Origin of the sequence: Paenibacillus sp. FSL E2-0151 (genome assembly GCF_037993015.1) — a bacterium.
Taxonomy (GTDB): domain Bacteria; phylum Bacillota; class Bacilli; order Paenibacillales; family Paenibacillaceae; genus Paenibacillus; species Paenibacillus amylolyticus.
This window is the reverse complement of the sequence record NZ_CP150308.1, coordinates 926,333-939,292: the sequence shown is the minus strand read 5'-3', so window position 1 is coordinate 939,292 and position 12,960 is coordinate 926,333. Positions and strand designations below refer to the sequence as shown.

The 12,960-nt window shown below is 45.8% G+C and carries 10 protein-coding genes; all 10 read right to left on the bottom strand.

Annotation, left to right across the window (positions count from 1 at the left end):
- Positions 1 to 13 precede the first annotated feature (13 nt).
- The 10 genes from MHI55_RS04410 to rlmD all read right to left on the bottom strand — a co-directional run bounded on the left by MHI55_RS04410 (position 14) and on the right by rlmD (position 12,450).
- The gene (locus tag MHI55_RS04410; protein ID WP_076253811.1) at positions 14 to 1,192 is read right to left on the bottom strand and encodes a radical SAM protein; all 1,179 of its coding nucleotides are present in this window, start codon (positions 1,190 to 1,192) and stop codon (positions 14 to 16) included.
- Positions 1,193 to 1,234: 42 nt separating this feature from the next.
- Positions 1,235 to 2,329 carry a radical SAM protein gene (locus tag MHI55_RS04405; RefSeq protein WP_076253812.1) on the bottom strand — a complete coding sequence of 365 codons (1,095 nt, stop codon included), beginning with the start codon at positions 2,327 to 2,329 and terminating at the stop codon, positions 1,235 to 1,237.
- A 27-nt stretch (positions 2,330 to 2,356) separates the two neighbouring features.
- Complete coding sequence (locus MHI55_RS04400; RefSeq protein ID WP_076253850.1) at positions 2,357 to 3,472, bottom strand: UDP-glucuronosyltransferase; 1,116 nt, start codon at positions 3,470 to 3,472, stop codon at positions 2,357 to 2,359.
- A gap of 44 nt (positions 3,473 to 3,516) precedes the next feature.
- Positions 3,517 to 4,875 carry a hypothetical protein gene (locus tag MHI55_RS04395; RefSeq protein WP_340388986.1) on the bottom strand — a complete coding sequence of 453 codons (1,359 nt, stop codon included), beginning with the start codon at positions 4,873 to 4,875 and terminating at the stop codon, positions 3,517 to 3,519.
- Positions 4,872 to 5,123 (bottom strand): acyl carrier protein, encoded by a 252-nt coding sequence (locus MHI55_RS04390; RefSeq protein WP_076253814.1) that lies wholly within the window; start codon positions 5,121 to 5,123, stop codon positions 4,872 to 4,874. The genes MHI55_RS04395 and MHI55_RS04390 overlap by 4 nt, the downstream gene beginning before the upstream one ends.
- Positions 5,124 to 5,144: 21 nt before the next feature.
- On the bottom strand, positions 5,145 to 6,065 hold the full coding sequence (locus MHI55_RS04385) for an NAD-dependent epimerase/dehydratase family protein (RefSeq protein WP_218640806.1): 921 nt from the start codon (positions 6,063 to 6,065) through the stop codon (positions 5,145 to 5,147).
- A gap of 389 nt (positions 6,066 to 6,454) precedes the next feature.
- The gene (locus MHI55_RS04380; RefSeq protein WP_076253816.1) at positions 6,455 to 7,510 is read right to left on the bottom strand and encodes a hypothetical protein; all 1,056 of its coding nucleotides are present in this window, start codon (positions 7,508 to 7,510) and stop codon (positions 6,455 to 6,457) included.
- 49 nt (positions 7,511 to 7,559) lie between these two features.
- Positions 7,560 to 9,053 carry a class I adenylate-forming enzyme family protein gene (locus MHI55_RS04375; RefSeq protein ID WP_083684999.1) on the bottom strand — a complete coding sequence of 498 codons (1,494 nt, stop codon included), beginning with the start codon at positions 9,051 to 9,053 and terminating at the stop codon, positions 7,560 to 7,562.
- Positions 9,050 to 9,265, bottom strand: coding sequence for a phosphopantetheine-binding protein (locus MHI55_RS04370; protein WP_164783195.1), 216 nt, complete (start codon positions 9,263 to 9,265; stop codon positions 9,050 to 9,052). Before MHI55_RS04370 ends, MHI55_RS04375 begins: the two co-directional genes overlap by 4 nt.
- A 1,403-nt stretch (positions 9,266 to 10,668) precedes the next feature.
- On the bottom strand, positions 10,669 to 12,450 hold the full coding sequence (gene rlmD / locus MHI55_RS04365; protein ID WP_076253819.1) for a 23S rRNA (uracil(1939)-C(5))-methyltransferase RlmD: 1,782 nt from the start codon (positions 12,448 to 12,450) through the stop codon (positions 10,669 to 10,671).
- Positions 12,451 to 12,960: the final 510 nt, after the last annotated feature.

Here is a 12,960-nt window from a genome sequence, read left to right as displayed (position 1 = left end):
TCATGTAGAATAGTTAAACACCGTGCAAATGCAAGACACTGCACTTGGAACATGCCGGTGTCAGTCGTTCATCCATCATTTCCCTTATCCTTCTGTAGGTCATCCCGTGCCATAATTCCTGTACGGACGCTTCATTTAATTTGCCGATCTCGAACTCCTTGAAAAATTTGCATGCAACAATCGTTCCATCGGGCGTAATATCCATCCGGTTCGAGAGAGCCAGGCACTTCTTGTTCATCGTGCCTTTACTCTTCACCTCTTTGCCGAGCACGAAATCTTCGATCTGGTCATAATCCAGATTCGGCTGGTAGCGTAAACGCATTTTCCAGACCCGATTATTCACCCGGTCCAACTCGCTCATCAAAGCAGGGATACGCTCCGGATCGAGCTTGTAGTTAAAGGCGTGCCAGCTTCGTTCGCCCTTGTGCTCGCTCGCCGGAAGGAAGTCGAACTTCTGGTCAAAGTAATCGTCCATTCCCTGCGTGCATTCCTCCGAGATGTACCACGGGAAGCAGACCATGACCATATCTACACCGACGTCCTCCAGAAATTCCAGCAGATCGTAAAGCTTGTCGGTCATAGCATCGTTAACGACGGTATGGATCGTAATTTTGCCCCTGAATCGGTTTTCCTTGCGCAGCTCGACTAGCATCCGAATAGCATCTATCGCCTTGTTGAATACCCCTTTGCCGCGAAGCGCATCATTCTCTTCTTCGAATCCATCAAGTGCAATGAGCAGCTCCAGATTGTCGGAGATTCTCAGCAAGGCATCCAGCTTTCGCTCGATCAGCATCGCGTTCGTGCAGATCGTCGTCTCGCGAGGATGGGCTTCAAGCAAATCGGCCAAACGGTCGAAATGGCTGTATACGAGCGGCTCGCCGCCCCAGATATAGAGTCTCGACTTGGCTGGTTCCGTCTCAAGGATCAGCTTCTCCAGCAGCCCGTAGTCGAGCTGTTCCCGCTGCTGCTCCGGTGTCATAAAGTGATGGTAGCCGGTGTCGTTCCATTGATAGCAATGCTTGCAGCGCAAGTTGCATTGGTTCGTCAGTTTAATCCCGACCGACTCTGGCAACGGTGTCGCGTAACCCGCTATTTTCTCCATGTTCCGCTTAGTTTCCACCGTATTCTTGATAGTACGTTTCAATATTTGCAAATCCTTTGGGGAATGTTTAATCTCTGATTTTGGATTCATATCAACACACCCTTCTTAAACTTATTAGGTCATTCACATGAATCAATAGATATAATACCTTGAACAAGCCGTACAAATCGGAAGCATATTTTTTTTCATATACGCGCGATAATCTTTGTACTTGTCACTACTCCAGATATCCAGCAAACTCTCTTCGTTCACGTTGCCGAAGGTCAAATCATAGAAGGCATGGCAGGGCGAAACGTCGCCCCTTGCCGTAATCTCCGCATAAACCCATGGAAGGGAGCACCGATTTCGTTTATCAGCCATCTGATGGAATTGCCCCGAGAAATAGTTACTCAAATTTTGTTCATCTATCGTCTTCGGATAGGTGATCACATGGATGCGGTTTTTCAAGCAATACGCTTTAACATTATTGAGCTGTCTCGTCAATTCCGGAATATCGATCTGGCTGAACGAACTGGTGTCCCGCCAGACCATCCCCTTGGCATAAGGAGCTTCATGCACGTCGAATTTGTCACTAAGAACCTCCACATATTGGGCATACTGCTCTTCCGTTGCATAGAGCTGCACTTCCATGCTGATATGGTCCAACATCGACAAGTCGATATGCTTAAAGAAAAATTCCTCAACGTACATATAGTTCAAGGGCGTAATGATAAAGGATACACCCATTTTCGGAAATTGCTTGCCCTTGCTTTCCCGAAGCTCATAAAGCTTCTCGATCCCCTTGATTACTTTCTTGAATACGCCTTTGCCTCTCTGCCTATCGTTGATTTCCTCAGGGCCGTCGAGCGACATCCAGATCTTATTTGGAGCAGTCTCGACAAGCATCTCGGCATGCTGCTCAAGCAATGTGCCGTTCGTGGGGAAGTCCGCTATGCTTCCATAGTGATTGATCATGTCGAGAATATCGCTCAGCCAAGGGTACATCAGCGGCTCGCCGCCGAAGAAATCGTAATACGGCTTGCCCGGGCTGCACTCGACGATGATCTTTTTAATGAGATCCGGATCCAGATGCGCTAACGTTTTTTTGCTTTTGTAGGGCCCTTCGAGTCCCCACTCATAGCACATCTTGCATCGTAAATTACACTCCTCCAACAGCTGCATGACGATCCATCTCGGATAGCTTGTCTTTGTCTTATCTTGGACGACACTCAATTTGTTTACGCTCATCGCATAACCCCTTCTGCCATTGAAATCTTACCCCTTCGTTAACGCGACTCTCGCACAATAATGATCCACATAATTCGTCCGTTCTCCGGGTCTGTTCATGATCGCTTGATGCATCTCCCTAAGGACCTCTACGGAAAAATCCATCTCCCGCCACTTCTCGTAGCGTATTCCGAACCCCAGTGATTCCCACAATTCCAAATTGCTAAGCTCGTGACTTCCGAACGGCTCCAGCAGAATAAGAGGGGTTTCGGATGCAAGCGAGTCGATTAATGTGCCCGCTCCCGGCTTGGCCACGATAGCCATCGCCTCCGAAGCGATATCGAATAACCAATGATGATCAACCTCAGCGGCGTATGACTTCGTGTCTTCTCCCGTTATTTCGATGTATGGCGGAAACTCGTGCAGGCCGTTCGCACTCTTCACCCATGCACACCATTCCGGATCATTCATCCAATATCGGTGATCGGGATCGGGCTTCGCTTCCTTCCAATCGTAAGCTACGATATCAAGCCCATAGTTATGGCCGACAAGCTCTGGAATTGTACTTTGATAAGTGCCCATCCCCCAGCCGCCACCATGAACAACAAGCCGCCGCTTCCTTGAGTCGAAGGGCAGTGCCGTACGATGAAGAACTGGGATTTCGCATCGAATCTCCATCTTGTCAGTGTCATAGAGACAAGCATTGTAATAATACTCGTCATAGCGAGAATGAAACTTCTTCAAGCTCTTCCAAGACGGGGCCAGATCTGAATCGACGTAGAGCAGGTCTACATGAATTTGATTCGGCAGCATCTTCTCCCTATACAAATCCAGAATATAGATCCAGTGTCCGGATAACGATATGAATTCGTACCGGTCTTCCGCTTTCCACGCCTCCAGCAATAGCTCGACCTGGGCATAATCAATGCTGTTGCGTATATCCATCGGCATTCGGGCCGATAAATTGGCAAGTGCGAAATTATTGTGGTAAGCCTTTCTGCTGTCTACAATATGATCCATCTTGTCTTGCTCCAAATAGCTTTCGAACACGAGCACTTCCGTCGCGATATCCCTTTTCTCGAAATCACTTGCAGCTAACAGACCGGGAATATAGAAACCCAGACCGAAACCCGAGCATAGAATCGTCACTTTCCGCTTACCCATAAAATTTCTTCCTCCATTCATGGCTTCAAGCGCTTCGGACTGCATCAGCGGGCGATCTTGAAGGATAACGACGACAGCACCTCCTTAACCTTAGCGGTCAATCGTTCGTTATCCCATTCCCCTTGGATCAACGAATAATATAATCTGCCTTTCACCTGCTTATTCCGGATCCCCTTGCACTCGCTGACGACTTTGTTAATAAGGAGCGTATTCGCGCTTAACGGTAAAATACCGAATCCTCGATCAGGCTTATATAGAACACCCTCGCGGTCCAGCGATTCAAGCAATTGATCGAATGATACATCGCATGCAAACTGTAAAGTCGCATGCGTCATGCTCCCTGCCGTGTCGTGCTTCTTCAGGTAGCGGTCAACGTAATGCTTGATCAGACTCATCGATCTTCTTGCATTCACCTCAACAATCGGAACGATGCGGCTGTCCGTCAACAGCATAGAATCGACGCATACGTCGCCGTGATAACCCGACCGATAAAGCTCGCGGGCCGCCCGTTTCATTACATCAAAATACTTCGCTTCCTGCAGCATATGAAGCAACCTATCGTCTGCTGTATAGGAGCCTTGGTAAGCGAAATTGTGATTGACCAACTGCTGCACTGAGATATGTCGGTAAGTACCGTCCGAATCGATGTGGAATTGGCAAGAAAAATCCAATTCCTTGCGGAGGAACGGCTCAATAATAAACCGAACCGTTTTTCCCTTGCTGCACTGATCGGCGACATAGGATGTGACTCGCTGCAAAATCGCTTCCGACTCGATCAGCAAATTCCCTTTCCCGGATACCCCAAACTCATCTTTGATTAGGAAGGGTCCTTGATTCAGCAAAGTCAAGCCGTTTGCCAGCAGCTCTTCGGGAGTATAGACCGTCTGGCTGTCACATCGAAGATCAAGGCGACGGTTCAATTCGGTTGAATACAGCTTCGAATTGACAGTCTGAACCGTTTCGATAGCTGGAAAATCCTGTTCCAGCCCGTAACGCGCTGCAGTACGATCCACCCCCGGAATGACGGCAAAGGGCGACAACCGGGCGCCGTCCAGCAAGTAGAGATCCATGTCACCCATTCGATCGGCTGATGTGAGCAGGTCGAATATATTGGCGGTTCTGCCTACGCTTCCTACATCAGGACTCTCGAGATCGGTTGAATTGGAAAGAAATTTAAATCCGATCTCATGCAAATACTCTTTATGGCAAACGTTCATTCGATAGCGAGTAATGAGCTTATCCTGCGCCTCGCAAAATGGGAAGAGCAGCTCATCCATGGCCATCACGATATTCTCCATTTCAGGATCGTGAAACGACGGCAGTTTGGCTAGATTAGGGTCGCGCCAGAAGCGTTCCGCGTCAAATGTCCCGATAATGAGCTCGAACTTGCGTCTATCGTTCATACAGGCGCTGTTTTCTGCAGCTCCGAGATATAATTGCAGAAGGTCGTTACCGACTCCATAAGATTGAAGTCGAATTGTTCAAAATCGATTTCAATACCGAAACGCTCTTCCACCTGTAGTACAAAAGTAATTAGCTGTAAAGAGTCCAATCCCCCGTCTTCCATGATGTTCGAATGCTCGTTCAAACTGTTTACCAGTTGGGCGTCTTCCTTGATTTCGCATATCATCGCTATGATCTGTTCTTGCATAGGTACCTCCCGTTTAATGGATTATTGACCCTGGTAATAATGGATCGTTCTAGCGAGTGCATCATGCAAACTGATCGCCGGTTCCCAGTCCATAATCGTCCTTGAAATGGTAATATCCGGCTTCCTTCTCCTTGGATCGTCTTCCGGCAGCGGGAGAAACTCTAACTGCGCGTTGGACTTCATTAGCTCCTTCAATATTTGGGCGACTTCAAGTATGGTGACTTCCTCCGGATTCCCCAAATTGATTGGCTGTTCATACGTGGTGCCCAGCAGTCTCACAATCCCTTCCAGCAAATCGTCGATATACTGAAAGCTCCTCGTCTGTCTGCCGTCGCCATAAATCGTAAGGTTTTGCTTGGACATGATTTCATTAATGAAATTGGTAATCACGCGTCCGTCATGTAAATCCATCTTCGGACCGAATGTATTGAAGATCCGAATGACCCTTACCGGTATACCGTATTTCCTGTTCATCCAGTAGGTGATCGCCTCTGCATACCGCTTCGCTTCGTTGTAGCAGCTTCTTGCTCCAACCGAATTCACGTTGCCATAGTAGCTTTCCGGCTGAGGGTGAACAGTGGGGTTACCGTAAATCTCGCTTGTTGAAGCCAAGAAGAACGCAGCCTGCTTTTCTTTGGCCAGATACAGCAGATGCATCGTCCCTTCGCTGTTGACCCTCATCGTTTCGATCGGATAGGACAGATATTTGGGCGGACTGGCAGGACTGGCAAAATGCATCACCCAATCGACAGGGCCTTCAATTGCGAGCGGATAAATGACGTCATGCTCGATAAACTTGAAATTTGGCGACCGTAAGAGATTGTCTATGTTTACAGTAGACCCGGTCAGAAAATTATCGACGCCGATAACGGTATGGCCTTCCCGCAGCAGCCTCTCGGCGAGGTTGGAACCGATGAAGCCTGCGACTCCTGTTAATACAATGAATATTATGATCCTCCCCCTTGCTTAAGGACTGTGAAACCACTATTAATTCAATCGAAACAGGCTTGGTTCTATGCATGAGTCACAAGATGTTGGGTTAAATACTAGGAGAGATTCTTGAGGTGAGTGGATCCGTTGTGGTTGTGCCGGAAAAAGCGCTTGAAGCAATGCGGATCGTTGAAAGACAAGAAGGCAATAGGCTGTCAGCAAACGTTTGTTTTAATACAAGAGCAACGGTTTGGCTTACTCAACACGCTGTCTCCCAACGATTATAATCCCGGCATCACTCCTTCCATAAATATGCCCGGATCACCACGGGCTTCGCGCTAAGGCTTCTATTCGGGTGCAAGAAGAGATATCCACAACTGACATCATCTGCTCCCTCAACATTACTGAATAGCTACCTTCTTCAGCCATCGTTCAAGGAATATGGATTCTTCATTTTCTATATTCGTAATCAGCGTTTGTAAACTTTCGGAAATACTCGTATCCTTTGTCAAATTATATTTAATCGCTAGATTCACAAGGATTTTTGCTTTAAGTTCAATAGCTGTGAATTCATCTATATGCTCTTGATTTAATTCAATTAAATGCTGATTATCGTACAAGTACTTGAATCTTAGCGTCATTATCTTCTTATGATCATAAAGTAAATGAAAGGGTCTTATATCAAACATAACCTTATGTTCCAATGTCTCTTTCGCATAATTTAATAGAGTTGTGTATATTTGCATGCCGAAGTCAAGATTATCCTTGTCACCCCCGTAGTTGAACATATCCCAATACTCCGGCGTTTGCTTAGTGAAATAATTTCTTATCGAATTCACTAGGGTATCTGCACTGAATTTATCCTGATTTTGATCATTGAATGTATACAGATAAACCATTTCTCTAAGGTAATCATGATTGGTTGTTAGATGATTTGTGTCGAACGCAAGATTGAAATCAGTAAATGATATCTCAGCCTGACTATACACCCCGTTCTTAAAAAAATCGGAAACATACAACATCTCTCTATCCAAATCATAGCCGTAAACAAATATGTCATGATGCAATTGAAGTTTATTGTAGCGATCGCTTAGGGGCACGTAGAAATAATTGATCATGGTGTGGACATAGTTATTAGCATTAATATTTTCTACAATAAAATGAATAACAGAGTCCCATTTAGTTGTTACAGTATCTCTATGTATCTTTTGAGTAGTAATCCATTTGCACGCATCCGAAGGCCGCAGCTCATAAGTCAGAGGGAAATAAAAATCTCCCCAATGATGTTTATAATCTTTGTTAATAAATAATTGAATATAATTGCTAAATATCCATGGGTGTGCGCACTCGTAATGGGTAAGTATGGACAAGAGATGAGCATGTTGCGTATAGGTTGTAATCATCGGATAACTGACCGGCAATATTTTTCTGCCTAACGTTTGAGTTGAATTCTTCAACCTTTCGTTCACCCCTCGTTATCTGGTTAAATAGCTTAAGGATTTCGAATCAGTATATCTCATTTAGCAATAAGCGCTTCGTGCTTGCCCTGTCCAGTTTTCCTGTTTTTGTTTTTGGAATGTTATCGATAATCCTCCATTGTCTAGGCACTTTATACGTTGACAAATGCAAGTTGCAATGTCGTGTCAGTGCCTCTATATCGATCAGGCATTCATTAAAAACTTTCAGAAATGCGATAGGCACTTCGCCTAACAGATCATCGTGTACACCAACAACCATGACCTCCTCCACTTCTTTCAAGCCGTACAAAAATTCCTCGATTTCTTCCGGATAGATATTGATACCGCCGGATATAATGATATTCTTCTTTCGGCCTGTGAGTATAAGACACCCTGATTCATTCCAATATCCCAAATCTCCTGTCTTTAACCAACCCTCAACAATGGTAGCGTTCGTTAACTCCGGGTTTTTGTAATAACCGAGCATCACATTCGGGCCCTTGACCCAAATTTCTCCGATAGCCGCTCCTTCAACCTCATTCTCTTCTTCGTCAACAAGACGAATAGAAACGTCATTTATGGGTGATCCACAGGATAGGCAGTGCTCTCCCCGTTCCATCATGGTCACCCGCGGAGAAGCTTCGGTCAATCCATAGGTTTGAATAATGTCCGCGTGAGGAAATACAGTCTGAAGATGGTCTACTAATTTCGCGGGAATCGCCGCACCGCTAATTACAATAAATTCAATGGAATCAAAGGCACTCCAGTTCTTTGTCTGATGGAAATCGGAAACAAAGTGCATCAATTGCGTAGGCACCGCTGAGAATGCCGTGACCGCCTTATTCTGAAACAGTTTAAACGCGGTGCGCGGCAGAAAGGGCAAGCTGATAAGTTTAATTCGGGTTCCATATAACATACAAGAAATCAATTGCGTGACAATCGTAGAACTGAAATGAACGGGCATCGTTACAAGAAACGAATCTTGTTCTGTATACCCCACCTTTCCGCCATGTGCCAACGCATTCGTTAATACATTCCAATGGGATAACATAACGATTTTAGATTTTCCGGTTGTGCCCGATGTAGGAAGGAGAATCGCACATTGATTGGGATCGGACTGATTGGTTAACGAGATCGATTCGAACGAAGGCATTGGTTCTTGCGATAAATCCTGAGCGGTAACCCAAGGTATGTCGCAATTTAAATGCGCTGGCTGTGCAGATTTGCTGATAACCAATTTGGCGTCACTGGCAATTAAAATATTTTCAATTTCAGTATTGGACGCCGAATAAGGAACCGGTACTAACACATAACCGCAGAATTGAATGCCCAGCGCCGCAAAAATGAACAAGGGCTCATTATTTGTGTATAATGCAAGATGGCTTCCGGACTCAAGCTCAAAATTCTTGTGGATATATAGAGCAATCAAATAAGCTTCTGTCATCACCTCTGCGTAAGTCCATTGCTGCTTTAGATCTTCAAGGATAATATGATCTTGGCGATCAGAGGCCTCCAGAAATAGACGCTGAATGATAGTCATCATAGCGTTTTCACAGTCAAATAATTAAGGATTAATCCAGCCGTGGAGAACTTCTCAAATAACAGATCTTCATCAGGGATCGAGATGTTAAACTTCGATTCCATTAGAACAATAAGCTTGATGAAGCCTACTGAATCGATCCCTTGGTCCAACAAACGGGTATCGTGGCCTTCCGGATACTCGATGTCCAGCTCAGCAAAAATTTCATCTCTCAAGATAGATTCTATTGATTTAGACATCATATTCCCCCGTTAGATAATCTTTAGAAAGGCTGATTAAAGAGGATAGTATACGTGATGAGCAAGTGAAAGTGATTTTGAAGAAGAATAAGTTCATAAATATAGACAAGGTGAATTTGCACTGAAAGAGTTGTTTGCAGAGATGCTGCAATTCATGTTGGAGGTGGAATATGACACGGTGCAGGACATAAAAAGCTTGACGCGAAGAGTACAACGACGGAAATACTTGAGGGTTCCCTCGTCAACATCGCAAAGCCTAAAAAAAAGCATTTTCCCAAGCAATGAAGCGTTGCTGAAAATGCTCTACAAAACTACGATGAATGTCACTCGTAAATGGACAGAGTGTATATAAAACTGGGAGTAAGTCCCCAATCAACTCTCCATTTTCTTCCTCGACGGGATCGAACTATACTGCGTAAAGTTTTTCTTGGTAGCGTTTACACTAGTAGATTTACAGCACCAAGCGCCCGATATATTTAATATAATTACAAATATACCAATTGTCAACAGTTTTGAAAAAGCCCGTTGATGCCCTCTGGAATTCCATTCGTCATCTGGTTGTTTCTCTCATTTGCGATTGTTTCAAAATGTGTATGGTAAAGGGAAAATATAGTTAACGCAGCCATTCCAGTCATAAAGAATACGCCCAATACAATAAACATTGTCAGAATGCTTCATAACCACAATGTCGAAGTGTTTTCGTCTAGGGACTGTTAAGCTTACGAGGAAACAGACGAGCGGAGATATTGATAAGGAGAACGGCTCGACTTCAAACTGGAATCGCTCATGAACACGATACAGAACCACGTGTATCAGCGTCCAAAGCTGAGTTAATGAAGTTTTGCCTCGCTTTGACGTCCAATCGAAATCAGTTATAACTCTAGCACATGGGTAAACACGGTTTCCAGTAACCTCTTTCATCCGTTCGGAAAGAAAGAGGTTACTGGTACGAAAGTCTGGCTGTTGGCCAGCGGCGAGCCACATGAAGATGATATTTTCACGAACCGCCCTACAAGGCTTCTCTACCCACATTTGGCTACAAGCGTGATGATAAGAAGCTTCTACTTGATGAGATCTATGCCCCTATAGTTCAAGAAATTTCACCTCTATCTGTATTAGGATTAGGGTGTGTACAAAATCAGTAATTACTTCATTATTACAGGTACAAAAAAAGACACGGAAGAACAACTCCGTGCCTATATAAAGCAATTATCCCGCTTCACCGAACTTCAAATTGAAGGTCAACAAGTCTTTAAGCAGGCACTTCAAAGACTTATTCAAAAAATTGAAGTTATTAGAGACGGTTCAATCAAAGCCATACATTACATATTTCCCGTCCTCAATCCATAAGGAAGTTGGAACAACGAGAGGCGTAGGAATTAATCCTGCCCCTTCCATTTTAGCATCGCCACCGATTCCACATGCACCGTATGCGGGAACATATCCACCGGCGTTACCTCCACGGTGCGATAGCCGCCATCTTCCAACACACGAAGATCACGTGCCAGCGTACTCGGATTACAACTCACGTAAACCACGCGTTCCGGCTTCATCTCCAGGATCGTTTCCAGCAAACGTGGATCACAGCCCTTCCGCGGCGGATCAACAACGATCACATCTGCTTCGATGCCTTGTTCTTTCCAGCGTGGAATAACGTCCTCTGAGGCACCAACTTCGAACTTCACATTACGCATCTCGTTCAAGAGCGCATTGCTGCGAGCATCCTCAATTGCTTCGGGCACGATCTCAACACCATACACCTGATCCGCATGTTGCGCGAGGAAAAGAGAAATCGTACCGATGCCGCAATAGGCATCAATTACCGTCTCTTTGCCGCTCAGTCCAGCGTACTCTACCGTTTTGCCATACAGTACTTCCGTTTGCACCGGATTCACCTGATAGAACGAACGTGCCGAGATGGCAAACTGCACATCACCGATATAATCATAGATTACATCACGGCCCCACAGGACGCGGGTTTCATCGCCAAAGATGACGTTGGTCTGTTTTTTGTTCACGTTCTGGCAGATGCTCGCCACATGCGGAATGGCTTCACGGATACTGCCAATCCATTCGTCTTTGTACGGAATGTCTCGACCATTCGTAACCAGAACAAGCATCATCTCGCCTGTACGGAACGCTTTCTTGACGACAACGTGACGCAGCAATCCGCGACCTGTCTCTTCGTTATAGGCGCTAATTCCAAAATGACTGCCAATCTCCTTCACCTTCGCGACCACTTCGTCATTGTGTTCATGCTGAATGAGGCAGCTCTCCATATCGATGATCCGGTGACTTCCTTTAGCGTAAAAACCACCTACCAGACCACCCTCGGCAGCTCCAATTGGCACCTGTGCCTTGTTCCGATATCGCCACGGCTCGTCCATACCCATCGTAGGCAGTACGCGAATCGCGTGTTCTGTATCTTCTTCGTTCATGACACCTTCGAGACGAAAACGAATACGATTACTTCCAATCATTTGCGCTTCAGAAGATGCTTGTCCAGGTTCAGTTGTCTGATTCGCATCATCTTCCAACCGTTCCACCAACTTAGCCTCATCAACTGAGGCGTCATCTTGCGCGTTGGATGCCAACGTCTCCGCATCCTCCACCATCACGTTCAACTTGCCAATCCGCTGCAAATTATCGACCACCAACTGGCGTTTCCACGCAAGCTGTCCGGCATAGCTCATATGCTGGATTTGGCAGCCGCCGCACTGATCATAGATCGGGCATGGCGCGGATACTCGATCTGAACTTGCTTTCACGATCTCCAGCAATTTGGCGTAGCCGTACTGCTTCTTGGTTTTCATCACGCGCACACGCACGGTTTCACCTTGAAGCGCACCCTGCACAAAGAGCGTGTATCCATTCGCACGACCTACACCCTCACCGTCATGGTTCATGCCAATGATGTCGATGACGGTCTCTTCATTTTTGGTAACGGGCAGTCCTTCGATTGGTGCAGATTCACGCGCTCTCCCTTTTGGACGAACGGCAGAAAGAGATGCGCCTTGTGGCCGCACCTCTTTTCCCTGCTGACGTGTAGATGGACGAGATGATTGACTTGGCTGACGGGACGCTGAAGCGTTCCCTTGCCCCTGAGAGGCAGCCGAATTCCGGCGGTTTTTTCCACGACCGCTGCGGTTCGTATTAGACAACGTACATTCACTTCTTTCTTCTTATATGGTATCACATCAAAAAATAACGTTCCGAATTTCTAATGAACTTCAGAAACGTTATATCATCCTCGGATGGTGTTTTCCGACCTTTTTCGGTCATTTTCTCCAAACTAACGACACTGAGATTCGTTAGATTCGCAGCTTCGGCAATTTCGCCACATTAAGGTTTTCTGAGTTCGTTAGCCGCCAGTCGGCACTCGACCAAACTGTTACATTCAGCACGATGTACCACATCGCAGTACCATCGAACTAGACCAGCACTCTTAACCTTCACTGTTCATTATTCACCGTTCAATGTTCACGTTCACTCAATCACCACAATATGCCCTGTATCAGCTCAAAGCATGGTGACCACATGAGATTATACGCGATCCCACTGCACACAGCAACTGGAAAATGCACTTCCATCTCGCCTTACGGCAGAGCTGAATCCAACTCTCCTCACCACTTGTGCGATGCTATACAACAACCACTGCGGCATTAACGCTT

Excerpts from the sequence above, each read along its gene's own strand:
- MHI55_RS04410 (WP_076253811.1), bottom strand. The coding sequence starts at position 1,192 with ATGAATCCAAAATCAGAGATTAAACATTCCCCAAAGGATTTGCAAATA.
- MHI55_RS04395 (WP_340388986.1), bottom strand. The coding sequence starts at position 4,875 with ATGAACGATAGACGCAAGTTCGAGCTCATTATCGGGACATTTGACGCG.
- MHI55_RS04375 (WP_083684999.1), bottom strand. The coding sequence starts at position 9,053 with ATGATGACTATCATTCAGCGTCTATTTCTGGAGGCCTCTGATCGCCAA.
- MHI55_RS04400 (WP_076253850.1), bottom strand. The coding sequence starts at position 3,472 with ATGGGTAAGCGGAAAGTGACGATTCTATGCTCGGGTTTCGGTCTGGGT.
- MHI55_RS04405 (WP_076253812.1), bottom strand. The coding sequence starts at position 2,329 with ATGAGCGTAAACAAATTGAGTGTCGTCCAAGATAAGACAAAGACAAGC.
- MHI55_RS04390 (WP_076253814.1), bottom strand. The coding sequence starts at position 5,123 with ATGCAAGAACAGATCATAGCGATGATATGCGAAATCAAGGAAGACGCC.